This window comes from Bacillus massiliglaciei (genome assembly GCF_900098925.1).
Taxonomy (GTDB): Bacteria; Bacillota; Bacilli; order Bacillales; family DSM-1321; genus Peribacillus; species Peribacillus massiliglaciei.
Genome location: NZ_LT622360.1, coordinates 340397 through 353301, shown reverse-complemented (window position 1 = coordinate 353301; position 12905 = coordinate 340397). Strand labels below are relative to the sequence as shown.

15 protein-coding genes are annotated in these 12905 nt (G+C 39.8%); 6 read left to right on the top strand and 9 right to left on the bottom strand.

Annotated features, from left to right (window positions below; translation table 11 throughout):
- Positions 1-386: 386 nt before the first annotated feature.
- The 3 genes from BQ4305_RS18255 to BQ4305_RS18245 all read right to left on the bottom strand — a co-directional run bounded on the left by BQ4305_RS18255 (position 387) and on the right by BQ4305_RS18245 (position 2918).
- Complete coding sequence (locus tag BQ4305_RS18255) at positions 387-1508, bottom strand: NADH-dependent flavin oxidoreductase (protein ID WP_110929179.1); 1122 nt, start codon at positions 1506-1508, stop codon at positions 387-389.
- Positions 1509-1543: 35 nt separating this feature from the next.
- Positions 1544-1852, bottom strand: coding sequence for a heme biosynthesis protein HemY (locus BQ4305_RS18250; protein WP_110929178.1), 309 nt, complete (start codon positions 1850-1852; stop codon positions 1544-1546).
- Between the two features lie 82 nt (positions 1853-1934).
- Positions 1935-2918 carry a Gfo/Idh/MocA family protein gene (locus BQ4305_RS18245; RefSeq protein WP_110929177.1) on the bottom strand — a complete coding sequence of 328 codons (984 nt, stop codon included), beginning with the start codon at positions 2916-2918 and terminating at the stop codon, positions 1935-1937.
- 186 nt (positions 2919-3104) lie between these two features.
- On the opposite strand from BQ4305_RS18245, the gene BQ4305_RS18240 reads away from it, so the two are divergent.
- Together BQ4305_RS18240 and BQ4305_RS18235 are read left to right on the top strand one after the other, a co-directional pair.
- On the top strand, positions 3105-3878 hold the full coding sequence (locus tag BQ4305_RS18240) for an SDR family oxidoreductase (RefSeq protein WP_110929685.1): 774 nt from the start codon (positions 3105-3107) through the stop codon (positions 3876-3878).
- A gap of 394 nt (positions 3879-4272) precedes the next feature.
- Entirely contained in the window at positions 4273-4641 is a 369-nt protein-coding gene (locus BQ4305_RS18235) for a YidH family protein (protein WP_110929176.1), read from the top strand.
- A 104-nt stretch (positions 4642-4745) separates the two neighbouring features.
- On the opposite strand, the gene hmpA is transcribed toward BQ4305_RS18235, so the two are convergent.
- Positions 4746-5957, bottom strand: a complete 1212-nt coding sequence (gene hmpA / locus BQ4305_RS18230) for an NO-inducible flavohemoprotein (protein ID WP_110929684.1) — start codon at positions 5955-5957, stop codon at positions 4746-4748.
- Between the two features lie 169 nt (positions 5958-6126).
- On the opposite strand from hmpA, the gene BQ4305_RS18225 reads away from it, so the two are divergent.
- On the top strand, positions 6127-6579 hold the full coding sequence (locus tag BQ4305_RS18225; RefSeq protein ID WP_110929175.1) for an RrF2 family transcriptional regulator: 453 nt from the start codon (positions 6127-6129) through the stop codon (positions 6577-6579).
- A gap of 64 nt (positions 6580-6643) precedes the next feature.
- Here the strand turns inward: BQ4305_RS18225 and BQ4305_RS18220 are convergent.
- The 3 genes from BQ4305_RS18220 to BQ4305_RS18210 form a co-directional block, all read right to left on the bottom strand.
- A protein-coding gene (locus BQ4305_RS18220; protein ID WP_110929174.1) for an IS3 family transposase occupies positions 6644-7806 on the bottom strand; the annotation gives its coding sequence in 2 pieces (ribosomal slippage) (positions 6644-7530 and positions 7530-7806; 1164 coding nt in all).
- A gap of 134 nt (positions 7807-7940) precedes the next feature.
- Positions 7941-8519: a nitroreductase family protein gene (locus BQ4305_RS18215; protein WP_110929173.1), complete on the bottom strand. Its 579-nt coding sequence runs from the start codon at positions 8517-8519 to the stop codon at positions 7941-7943.
- 166 nt (positions 8520-8685) lie between these two features.
- Entirely contained in the window at positions 8686-9282 is a 597-nt protein-coding gene (locus BQ4305_RS18210; protein WP_110929172.1) for a DUF1836 domain-containing protein, read from the bottom strand.
- Positions 9283-9415: 133 nt separating this feature from the next.
- On the opposite strand from BQ4305_RS18210, the gene trhA reads away from it, so the two are divergent.
- Together trhA and BQ4305_RS18200 are read left to right on the top strand one after the other, a co-directional pair.
- The gene (trhA, locus tag BQ4305_RS18205) at positions 9416-10063 is read left to right on the top strand and encodes a PAQR family membrane homeostasis protein TrhA (RefSeq protein WP_110929171.1); all 648 of its coding nucleotides are present in this window, start codon (positions 9416-9418) and stop codon (positions 10061-10063) included.
- A 57-nt stretch (positions 10064-10120) separates the two neighbouring features.
- Positions 10121-11044, top strand: a complete 924-nt coding sequence (locus BQ4305_RS18200) for a nucleoside hydrolase (protein ID WP_110929170.1) — start codon at positions 10121-10123, stop codon at positions 11042-11044.
- A gap of 72 nt (positions 11045-11116) precedes the next feature.
- On the opposite strand, the gene copZ is transcribed toward BQ4305_RS18200, so the two are convergent.
- Together copZ and BQ4305_RS18190 are read right to left on the bottom strand one after the other, a co-directional pair.
- A complete protein-coding gene (gene copZ / locus BQ4305_RS18195) occupies positions 11117-11323 on the bottom strand; it encodes a copper chaperone CopZ (protein ID WP_110929169.1) in 207 nt (68 codons plus the stop codon).
- 16 nt (positions 11324-11339) lie between these two features.
- A complete protein-coding gene (locus BQ4305_RS18190) occupies positions 11340-11681 on the bottom strand; it encodes a metal-sensitive transcriptional regulator (protein WP_110929168.1) in 342 nt (113 codons plus the stop codon).
- 277 nt (positions 11682-11958) lie between these two features.
- Here BQ4305_RS18190 and cyoE point away from each other — a divergent pair, with 277 nt between their 5' ends.
- A complete protein-coding gene (gene cyoE / locus BQ4305_RS18185) occupies positions 11959-12876 on the top strand; it encodes a heme o synthase (protein ID WP_110929167.1) in 918 nt (305 codons plus the stop codon).
- Positions 12877-12905: the final 29 nt, after the last annotated feature.

Here is a 12905-nt window from a genome sequence, read left to right as displayed (position 1 = left end):
TTTCCGTATAAGCGACATCTCTACGGACAGAGTGGCAATCATTCAATATAGAAAAAAGAGTGAATCACTATTTCATTTTGTGTGGATGGAGAAATATCAATCGAATTAAAATTATACATCAGGAAGAATGATTTAATCTTATAGATCCAAATCGTAAACATTTGCAGAAATGGTCAGCCTGGGCAATAACAGAAAAAAGCGGATATGTTGAACTAATCATCCCTGTCTGGTTCAAAAAACAACGGTTGAATGCGGGTAAAAAATAGCATGGGCGGCATGAGAGAACTTCATTTTTATCTTGTTGACTAAAAAGAATAGCCCGCATTCTGACTTAGGCAAAATGCGGGCATAAAAATTTTACAGCCTAGCACGAAGACTGTCACTTATTAGTCAACGACAGGGAGCCATCCTTCTGTATTGATCAGCATTTCCCAAAGCTGATCTGTAATGACAAGCTGGGACTGATCTTGTTTAGATAAGGTTGTCCTGATTTGGTCTTCTTTTCCTGACTCTACCATTTCCACCCAATGGGGTTCCATCAGAAGTTCACGACCAAGTGCAATAAATGGCACGCCGCTTTCTAATGCCTCCGTTACCTCCTCCGGTGTATGGAGTGAACCGACACCAACTACCGGCACACGCTCGCCGACTTTCTCCTGAATTTTTACGATTCTTGACTCTGTTTTAGATCGATCGCGGAAAGACCCATTCCAGAAATGCATCACAGAGATATGCAAATAATCCAGTTCTTTGTCAGCCAGGCGATCCACAAAATCCATTGTATCTTCTAACGTGATTCCCGGATTGCTTCCCTCTTCCGGCGAAATCCGATAGCCGATTAAGAAAGGAGTTTTCGCATATTCAGCCACTGTCTTTTTCACAATATCCACGATGGCTAAAGGAAAGATCATCCTTTTTTCAAGAGTGCCGCCCCAGTGATCATTGCGGCGGTTAGAATGCGGAGAGAAGAATTGCTGCAGAAGATACGTATTGGCACCATGAATCTCCACTCCGTCAAAACCAGCTTCGATTGCTCTTCTTGTAGCTTCGCCAAAATCAGCAATGACCTGTCTGATTTCTGCATCCGTCATTTCACGGGGAACAGGTGCCCCTTCACCAGATGGCACTGCACTGGCAGATACAGGCTGGCCATCGGGCAATAATTCAAGAGGGCTTTGTCTTCCGCCATGATAAATTTGAATGACGGCTTTAGCTCCTTTTGCTTTAATGGTTTGTGCAAGTTTGGATAATCCCGGTATAAAAGAATCGTCGTCGATGCTGAACTGTCCTGGGAAACCTTTTCCTCCGGCATTTACATAGGCACAAGCTGTAATAGCCGTCCCTACACCGCCTGTTCTTTCAGCATAATACGCTAATTCTTCCTCTGTTACTTCACCGGCATCTGTTGATGAATAATGCGTCATCGGAGCAAGGATGATCCGGTTTTTCACATCAACTCCTGACCGGAACGTATAAGAACGAAAGATTGGACTGTATTTTGGGTTCATTGTATATCCTCCTTTTAAAAGTTTTATATCAATGATTAATGATGATGATGTCCTTTAGGTTCTTTAGATGGATTTGTAATTTCAAAGCCTTCTTGAGGCACATAGAAGTATTTAATCCAGACTCCGTCAAGAAATTCCTCTCTTGAATCAAGGAGCACCTCGATACCCTTATCGGATGTTACAATCTCATCATGTTCCTGAGGGGTATCCAGCTTAAGCTCATAGTGAGCGTGATCTCCATGCATATGAGTTATGTATACACGAATATATTTCCCTTTAGCTTCTTCTTGCTCAAGCATTTTAGTCAGAACTTTTGCAGCATTGCGATTGATTTTACATTTCATTTTGTCAGTCCCTCTCCATTCTTTAAAGAAATTTACTTATATAAGTTATACTCTCACCTTTTTTGTTTGTCCATTCTAATGCTTAGCGGTCTGATGGGAATATAATACCGGTTTGTTTTCTTGCCGTGTCCATAATTTTCATAACGGAAAGCGAAGCAGAAAACGAATTAATAGCCGATTCTGTTTTTTGAGACTTCAGTAACTCAATAAACTCATTTGCTTCATAATACATATCAGGAAAATCAATACTTTCTGATATATTTTCCACTGTTCCATCTTTATACTCAATCCATACGTTTTCAGGAGAAGAAATCTTATCAATCATTATGCTGCCTTTCTCCCCCTGTATTTCCGAAGGCACACTGGAATCAGCGAGTTTAGAGTATTGGATAACCGCTTCCATATCAGGATACGTCAAAAGCAAACTCCCCTGTCCATCCACACCTGTCGAAAGCAGTGTTGCACTTGCCTGGACTCTCTCAGGAGAGCCAAACAAAGTAACAAGGGGGTACAGACAATAGACTCCGAGATCCATCAAAGCCCCGCTGGAAAACTCAGGATTAAACGCATTGCGAACCTCTCCCCTTTTGAAGGCATCGTAACGGGAAGAATATTGACAATAAGTACCTGTATATCTCCGGATTTTCCCAATTTTATGTAAGTTTTCTTGAATCTGCTGAAACGCCGGCATCTGAGTCGACTTCATCGCTTCCATCAGCAGTACCTTATTTTCTTTGGCGGCCGCAATCATTTCTGCAGCTTCAATCGCGTTCGCAGCAATTGGCTTTTCGCACAGCACATGCTTCTTCTGATTCAAGAAAAGTACGGCTTGTCTGCTGTGCAGGGAATTTGGACTGGCAATATAAACCGCGTCCAGTTGTTCATCTCTTGCCATTTCCTCTAAATCAGTGAAAATTGCAGAAGCCTGATACTTCTCAGCAAAGGATTTAGCTCGTTCCTCTGTTCGTGAATAGACAGCATATAAATGGAAATCTTCTATATGAGAAACTGCGTTAATAAAAGCTTCTGTTATCCAATTTGTTCCTATAACCCCAAAATTAATCATCGTTTCCTCTCCCTTTCAAAAATAGGCATTTTTCAAATCATAACGAATAAAAATCTCAATCGTCAAACTATTGGATTTTTTCTCATCATGTCATTTATAATTTTATTATTACACCGAAGTTTTCACATACTCCTTAAGGGGAAGAAGTATTGAAAAAAAGGGAGTGAGGATGTAGTGTCAAATTTAATGAAAGATAAAGTGGCAGTCATTTCAGGAGGTGGATCCGGCATCGGAAGAGGAGCTGTTTTAAAACTGGCCGAAAACGGTGCTCATATTGTTTTCCTTGACAGAACAGTCGAAAAAGCAGAAACCGTTCAAAAAGAGATTGAGAAATTCGGGACAAAATCCCTGATTATCAAAACAGACATCGCTGATCCTGAACAAGTGAAACAAGGCTTTGAAAAAGCATACGGCCATTTTGGCAAAATTGATTTCGTCTTCGCCAATGCCGGGATTAACGGGGTCATTGCCCCGCTTGAAGATCTTTCTCCCGAAGATTGGGATACAACAATCCATACGAATCTGCGCGGGACCTTTCTTACTCTTAAATATGCGATACCCTATATGAAGGAATCCGGCGGGAGCATAGCAATCAACAGTTCTATTAATGGGAACCGTTTTTTCAAAAATTTTGGTTTCTCCGCTTACAGCTCTTCCAAGGCCGGGCAAGTAGCACTTGGAAAGATGGCTGCTTTGGAACTCGCCAGATATAAAATCCGGGTAAATATGATCTGTCCCGGAGCAATTGATACGAATATTCATGACAATACATTTCCAAATCAAGAAAGCCTGGAAAAAATCCGAATCCCGATCGAATATCCGGAAGGTGCTCAGCCGCTCGCTCATAAAGCCGGGACATCTGAACAGGTTGGAGACCTTGTTCTATTTCTTGCTTCAGACATGTCTTCGCATATTACCGGAACAGAAGTATATATTGACGGAGCAGAGTCTCTCCTTTAAAAAATTTAAAACCTCGGGAAAGACTGGAACAAAACTAAATAGACCAATCTCAAGTCGAATAATTTATTAATAAAAAACCGGACTATTGTGAAACTCTAACTAGAGTTTCGCATGATAGTTCGGTTTTTTCATTAAATGAAACAGTTATGTCCCAGCTCCTTTGCTTATGCTGCATAATTTCCGTTTCAACTGTGCTTTCAAAGGCACAGATCTCGCTGTTTCCTTAGGAATATTATAGATTCTTTTCCCATCCTGAGAGTTATCTGCTTTTATCCCATCCTTTTTCCTTCAGATGGTATTCCAAAACAGGACAGATGAACTTAAATATGGGTATAGTAGAATTACGCTTTCCTATCAAAGTTCTAAAAGCATAAACAGAAAAGAGTGAAACATAATGACCTCTCAAAAAAAGAAACAGGCAGTCACCAAGGAATCTCAATATATCCAGCAGCATTTGGCCAATGAAAGAACATACCTGGCTTGGGTCAGAACCGCCATTGCCATCATCGGGATTGGATTTTTAGTAACAAATCTTCATGGTTCCGCCAAAAACGCTCTTTCTGATCTAGCCATAAAAGGAATCGGAATCCTGGCCATTATGTCGGGAATCATTACGATTATACTGGCATTGCGAAGCTATTTGCTGAAAGTAAGGCAGATTAATGAAAACACTTTTAGATCGACTAAATTTTCTATTTTCTTTTTATCTGTCATGGTTGTCCTCATTACTGTCGTTTTAGGGATTTATTATCTGGCCGAATAAAAAATGACATTATAAGTACAGGCTGATTGAGAAATATTCAATCAGCCTGCTTTTAGAAAAGCATTCCGTTCTATTTTTGATTTGTATCGTTTAGTTTCAATCTATTAATGGATGGCCTCCGCAGGACCGAAGAACTCAAAGTGAACTTTTTCATCCGGTATCTCGAGTTCTCTCAATCCGCTTGTCACTGCTTTTAAAAACGGAACAGGTCCGCAAATATAATATTCAGAATCAGCATCCGCCTTTAAATTGCGTAAAAATTCTTCATCCACATGCCCCTGCTTGATTTTATCATTTTGTTCGCCGCCCATCTGCTCTGAATATACAAAAGTTAAACGGAAATCAGACAGCTTATCTTCAAGTGACTCAAGCTCATTTTGGAAAGCTTGCACACGGGGATTTTTTGCTGCTTGGACAAATGTTACTTTTCGGCCAGGCTCCTGTTTTGCAATAGACTGAACCATGCTCATTAATGGGGTTACCCCAACTCCTGCTCCAATGAATACGAGCGGTGCTTTATTTTTTTCTGCCTCAAGGGTGAAGACTCCAGCAGGAACAGTGAGTGCGATTCGGTCATTGACTCCCACTTGATCATGCAAATAATTAGAAGCGCGTCCTTCTGGTGTGTTCGGTTCCTTTTCCCTTTTGACAGAAACCCGGAAGCTTTCCTTATTTGGGGCCGCTGACAGGCTGTATTGACGGTTGACCAGATACTCCTCACCAGGAATTTTTACTCTGACAGTGACATACTGGCCAGGAATAAATGACGGTACCATTCCGCCATCTACCGGCTTTAGATAAAAGGAAGTAATGACTTCACTTTCCTTCACCTTGTCAGCTACGATAAATTCTTTAAAGTCAGCCCATCCCCCGCTTCTCTGTTCAGCTTCTTCATACATTTCTTTTTCAATGTCGATAAAGACTTGGGCTATGACACCATAGGCTTCTCCCCAAGCACCAATAATTTCATCAGTTGCTGCATCACCCAAAACTTCTTTAATAGCGGCAAGAAGATATTCGCCCACAATTGGATAATGCTCCGGCTTAACCATCAGGCTCCGGTGCTTTTGAGCTATTTGTTTCACAACGGGCAATATAGTTTCCAGCCTATCGATATATTTAGCAGCAGCCAAAACGGTATTAGCAAGTGCTGTTTGCTGGCGCCCTTTTTTTTGATTCGTTTGATTAAAGATATTCAATAACTGAGGATAGTCTTGAAATAAGTTCCGGTAGAAAACAGTTGTAATTTCTACCCCTTTTGCTTCTAACACGGGAACGGTTGCTTTAATAATTTGAATAGTTTGCTGAGATAACATCATGACATCGCCTCTCGAAAAGAAGTATTTTATTTACATGTTTATTGTACGAGCCCGCATGAATTAAAGCAATATATAAAATACTTCTTTTATATCTGCAAGCTGCAAAAGTTAAGAATCTGTCACATTTATGCTATGATATGGTCATTAAAAGAAAGCAGGGATTCACATGCGTTTAACTAGCTACTCTGATTACTCTTTACGAGTTTTATTATATTTAGCTGTCAATCGAAATGAAAAATTAGTGACAATTAAAGAAATTTCGGAGGCATATGATATCTCCGTGAATCATTTGATGAAAATTACTTACAATCTTGGGAAAATGGGATATATCGAAACAATCCGGGGCAGAAACGGAGGCATGAGACTGGCAAAAAGTCCTGATCAGTTGAATATCGGGGAAATTGTCAGGAAAACAGAGGAAGATTTTCATATGGTAGAATGCTTTAAAGAAGATGGGAGTGCCTGCGTGATTACACCGGTCTGCGGCCTGAAACATATGATTAATGAAGCATTGGAAGCATTTTTCTTAGTGCTGGACCGATATACCTTAGAAGATGTCACAGCCAACCGGATCATATTAAAAGCCTTTTTTGACTCTAAAGGAGATAAAAATGAATAAAGAAAAACCCAGGCTGATAGTAAACTGACCTATTCATTTGAGACAGTAATAAAACATCTTCTTCTTAGGCAGCCATATCACCAAACTCTATTGGTGTGTGGTAGCCTAATTTTTCTTGGATACGCTCTTCGTTATAATAACTCATAAATTGATCCACACGTTCCTTTACTTCTTCTAGCGACAAAGAATGGAATTTAACAAACTGAAATTCTTCTGATTTAAGGTTCGAGTGGAATGACTCAATCACTGCGTTGTCCCAACAGTTTCCCCTGCGTGACATACTACCAACTAAATTCTTTTCTTTAATCCGATTCTGATAAGCATAAGAAGAATAGACACTTCCTTGATCTGAATGGATGATGACTCCTTTAGGGTTTCCTCGCTTTTCTAGTGCTTCATTCAAGGTATCAATCACCAAAGGAATTTGTTGATGAGTATAAAGTTTATAGGCAACAATTTGATTATTAAACAAGTCCATGATCGTTGATAAATATAAAGTGTCTGGCCCATATTGAATGTAGGTAATATCTGTTACCCACTTATGGTTAGGTTTGCTTGCGTGAAACTCTCGCTGTAATAAGTTTGGCGCGACAACGACAGATTCTCCTTGAGATTTCCACCTTCTCTTTTGTTTTACTTTACATTGAAGGTGATATTTCTGCATGATTCGTTGAACAGTATTACGGTTCAATTTGATAGGATAGTCACGTTTTAAAAGCTCCTTGATTTTTCGATGACCATATCGGTATTTAGTTTTTTCGCAAAGGTAAATAATCGCTTCTTCTTCCTTAGACAACTCAACTAGTTGCGCATTTGCCCAGCGATAATAGGTGGATCTAGGAACATTTAAAGCTGATAAAATAGCTGATACTGTATATTTCTTTCGTGAATTCTGAACTAATTGGAGAACGATTTCTTTTTCAACTCCTTTTCGATCTCCAAATACTTTTTTAAGATTTCATTTTCCTGTTTTAAATGATTCAATTGACGTTCTTTTTTCTCTTCAGGACTCGAACTGTCTGGTCCATGACCATAGGAATATTGTTTTCCTATTGGTTGATTAAATCGATGAACCTGATTATCTCGATACCATTTCATCCACGTTTTGATTTGAGAAACATTTTTAATCTCATACTTCTCCATGATTTCACGGTTCGAAAACTGACCACTCATTTTATCTTTCACAACTGCCCACTTAACTTCATTTGAATATACATTTTTGCCCATGCAAAAACACCTCCGAATTAGTACTTTGTTTAAGTGTACCATTTCGAAGGTGTTTTATAGTGTCTCATTAATTCAGGTTAGTCTATGACGTATAAATCTGCCTGGGCTTTTCTTTATTATCTGAATCATCATTCTCATTTATCCATCCATTGTGTTACGTCAGAGACAGGTTTTCGTTTGGCAACAGGGTCTTTTTTCAAATCCGGATATCCAACATAAACAAAGCCGATGATCTCTGCTTTTCCCTGCAAATGAAATAACTCTCTGATTTCAGGTGCAGAACATACCGCACCGGTTCTCCATACAGCGCCAAGACCTAAGGAATGGGCAGCGAGAAGCAGATTTTGCACTGCTGCATGGCCTGCAGCAAATTCCTCCTCCAAAACGACCTTTGGATTATCTTCAGCCGGTTTAACTGCAACTGCAATGACAACCGGTGCCCTTAATGGTTTATTCTTTTCTTTTTCCAGCTTTTTTTGATCCTCTTCGCTTAAAGGCTCTTCCATTTTCGCTTTTGCCATTTTTACAAATGTATCACTAAGTGCATTTCTGCCTTCACCGGTCATCACAAAAAATCTCCATGGTTCTGTGCGATGATGGCAAGGCGCCCATGTAGCAGCTTCAAGAAGCGTTTCAATCATTTCTTTTGGAACCGGTTCTTGTTTGACAAGCCCGATGCTCCGGCGTGTTTTTATGGCAGTAAGTACATCCATTGTTTCACCTTCCCCTTCTTATATATAATCAATTTATAAGTCTACATTAAAAATAGTAGTATATTTCTAAAAAAAAAGATAACAATCAGCACTGATCAACAATTATTCAGAAGGGGAAAACAGCTGACTGCGGTCCCATTGGTGTTCACTCACGGGTCCCTGCTGATCAATCTTTCTTCTTTACGCCGTCAGCCGGCAGTGTTTTCACCAATTCATCAATAAGCTGTTCCGCGGTTCTCCGATACAGATTGCTTACATTTACAAGAGAGGCGATCATTAATGCTTTTTCAAGATATTCGTTTTCCTGCCCTTCTCTTTTCACTTCTTTCTTTGATTCATTCATAAGAGATTCTAAGTTCTCCTTAAAATGGGCAGCTCCTTTATCCTGAAGTTCCAGAAAACTTCGGTAAAACGGCTCCAGTTCAAATCCTTCTTCTGTGATTAACTGATTCAGGCCGCTTAACGTGGATTTTATATCATTAATGGAAAGAGCGCCTTTTAACTGATAAATCAGACTGATCAATAATAGATGATCTTTGGAGTATTTCTTATTCTTTATAGGATAAAACAATTTTCCTTTCGCATAATTATTGACCATGGTCTTAGTCAGTACTTTTTCATCAGCATTCCTTTTTGTGCCTTCAAATTTCTTTTCAAAAAGCTGAAGAACCTGATCAATATATAAATCGATGTCAGGCACATCTTCAATATTGATTTTGCTTTCTATGCCAATCTTCTTCAAAAGTTCCTCTTTCTGCTGCAAAGGATTTCACCTGCTTACATCATTGATACCATTTATTTTATCCTACACACCGCTCCAAGTAAAGGTTGACTACGTGATGATATATGAGTATCATATTATATAGTTATTAAAACTACATAAAAGGAGTGATTGCATGCAGAGCTATATTAGAGAACCTATTAACGCATTAACTCATTTTTGGGGAGCTGTTCTATCTTTCGTTGGCTTACTGGCTCTTACCATCAAAGCATCGAAATTGGATGGATCATCACTGACCATTGGGGCGGTTATCATATTTGGCATCAGTATGATTTTGTTATATTCCGCCTCTGCCCTCTACCATTCTGCTATAGCCAGTGACCGGGTGATTGCTTTCTTAAGGAAGGTAGATCATTCTATGATTTTTGTTCTGATTGCGGGTTCTTATACTCCTTTTTGTCTCGTAAGCTTAAACGGAACAATCGGTTGGACGTACTTTACAATTGTTCTTGTTCTGGCCGTTTTGGGAGTCGCTTTTAAAATGATTTGGTTCAATTGTCCAAGATGGCTTTCCACATTCTTGTATATTGCAATGGGTTGGATCATTATCTTTGCCTCTGCCCCGCTTGCTTCCGTCATTGGATTAAAGGGACTTTCCTTATTAATTCTAGGAGGAGTATTTTATACAGCAGGCGGAATTATTTACGGACTGAAGCCTCCTTACTTTCAATGGGGGAAATGGGGATTTCACGAAATCTTTCACATTTTCATCATGCTTGGCACCTTGTCTCACTTCTTTTGTATATATCTTTATGTTCTTTAGTTTACTAGAGACAGACCTGTTCTAAACCATTAAACTGGAGAATGAGGTGATGAAAAGATGAAAAAAGTCATTTTAGATGTAGACACTGGCATTGACGATGCGTTAGCCATAGCATATGCCGTGAATTCTCCGGAAATTGAAGTGATTGGGATCACGACTTCTCACGGAAATATCGGAATCAATTCAACTACCAGAAACACCTTACAAGTTCTTGAATTGCTTGAGAAGAAAATCCCGGTTTACAAAGGGGCGTCAAAACCGCTGGTCCTTCGACAGGAATTCCATACGGCAACGGATGTACACGGTGCTGACGGACTTGGGAATACATTTCTTCCTGAACCAGTTTTGACTGCAGAAGATATGCCGGCATCAGAATTCATTCTTCAGGCAGCCAATATGTATGGAAAAGATCTTACATTAATTACGACCGCTGCTCTAACAAACCTGGCAGTCGTTTTGGAAAAAGAACCGGATTTCAGCCGGCAAATCGGACATGTCGTCATCATGGGCGGTGCAGTAGCCGCCCCAGGCAATGTAACGAAATTTGCAGAAGCTAATATATATGCTGATCCGCATGCGGCCGAAAAGGTCTTTCAGTCCAGCCTGCCAATCACATTAATAGGTCTTGATGTGACGATGAAAACCGTCCTGCCGAGAGAATCGATTGAAACCTGGCGGCAGCAAGAAGATAAAGTACATACATTTCTGGCAGATATTTCATCCCATTATCTTACCTTCTACAGTGAAAGGTATCCTTTTTTAAACGGCTGTGCCCTGCATGACCCGCTGGCTGTAGGGGCTGTAACGCATCCCGGGCTCATCCATACACATCCGATGTTTCTGAAGGTAGATTTAGAGGATCATGCAATCGGAGAAACTGTAGAAGACCTTTCAAGAATCAAGAGCAAGGAACCGAATGTCAAGGTCGGTTTTGGGGTTGACGCAGACAAATTCCTGCAGCTTTTCATGGAACGGGTATAAAACAGCTTTCCTCAAAAAAACGTACTGTATAAAAACAGTACGTTTTTTTGAGGAAACTACATGAAAGCTGTGTTATTCGACGTCGTATCCCTGGTCATCTATAGCTTCTTTAATAGAAGCCAGTTTCACTTTATCTTCTTCAAACAGAACCCTTACTTTTCCATCTTCCAGGCTGACTTCCACTTCTTTTACACCTTCCAGTTCCCCAACGCTGCCTTCTACTGCCTTTACACAATGTCCGCAAGACATTCCTTTAACATTTAATGTTACGTTTTCCATTCAATCATCTTCTCCTTTACTTTTTCATTAATTTTTGGATGGTTACCAACACTTCATCGACTACTTCCAGGTCTCCCTCATGAATGCGGCTGACAACACAATTCTTCATATGTCCTTCTAAAAGAATTTTAGCGATACTGTTCAAAGCCGCTTGAGTTGCCGATATCTGTGTAATAACATCATCACAATACGTATCCTTTTCAATAAGTCCTTTAATCCCTCTTATTTGGCCTTCGATACGATTCAAACGGCTGACTAAATTCTTTTTCACCGCTTCTGAATGATGGCTTTTTCTGCTCTGGGAAGGTTCTTGGCAATGAGGATGATCTTCCAAATTAGGATTACTTTCCTGTTCCATTCGCATCACTCCTTACACTCAAATTACCATACCCCCCTACCCTATGTAAAGAACGTTTACTTTTCACCGATTTTTTTCGGTATTATCCCTTTCTGGCTTATGGATAGGAATTCCAGCAGGAAAACCTGTCATTTTTCAAATATTCACACTTTGTCCATATTATTGACGAAATTTGACCGAGCCTAATCAAGCCTTCTAAATTAAATTTATGTTAAAATAATAAGGCAACGAAAAACCAATCCTTTATTCTCAATCATAAAAAAAGAGGAGAATGATAGTGAACAATACAGAAGTAATGGAAAAGACCTCTTTTTCTTTAAAGTCTTACTTTTCATGGAATGTTATAAGAGGAATCATTAAAACAGGAATCATTAAGTCGAACGTGATGGGAATGATTGCAGGACTTTGTCTTGCTTTGTATGCTTTCGACCTAAGCTTTGCCGCATACATTCCGGTCATCGTTTTAGCTATAATAGGTACTTCAATGGTAGTTGGCGGTGCAGGAGCCATCAATAATTTTTATGATCAGGATATTGATGCCATTATGAAAAGGACCCAGAGCCGGCCGACAGTGGATGGTTCGATCAATCCCAAATTTGCTTTATGGCTCGGAATCTTCTTAACAGCGGCAGGACTTGTGCTCTTATATTCTGCGTCAATGCTTGCCTTTTTAATGGGACTGTTAGGGTTTTTATTTTATGTCTTCCCCTATACGATGTGGACTAAACGCACAACCGTATTAAATACAGAGGTAGGCAGTCTTTCCGGTGCTATGCCTCCGCTTATTGGCTGGGCAGCCGTGTCTAATGATCTCTTCCATCCGGTTGCGATTGGGTTATTTATGCTCATGTTTTTATGGCAGCCTCCGCATTTTTATGCGATTGCAATCCGCAGACTTGAAGAATATAAAGCGGCCGGCATCCCGATGCTCCCCGTGATTAAAGGCATTAAACGGACTAAAATTCAATCGATTGTTTATTTAATCCTATTAATGGCTGCATCATTTTTATTCTGGCCTTTCAGTAAGTTTCTTGCACTGACAATGCTGCTTCTTACGATCGTATGGTTTGCAGCATGCGTATACAGTTTTAATAAGAAGGATGATCAAAAATGGGCGAAGCTTTCGTTCATCATTTCCTTAAATCACCTGACGATCCTGTTAGTAACGATGATTATCTTCTCATTTATCAGATAGCAAAAAAGGAAGTTCCATTCGCAGCAGAA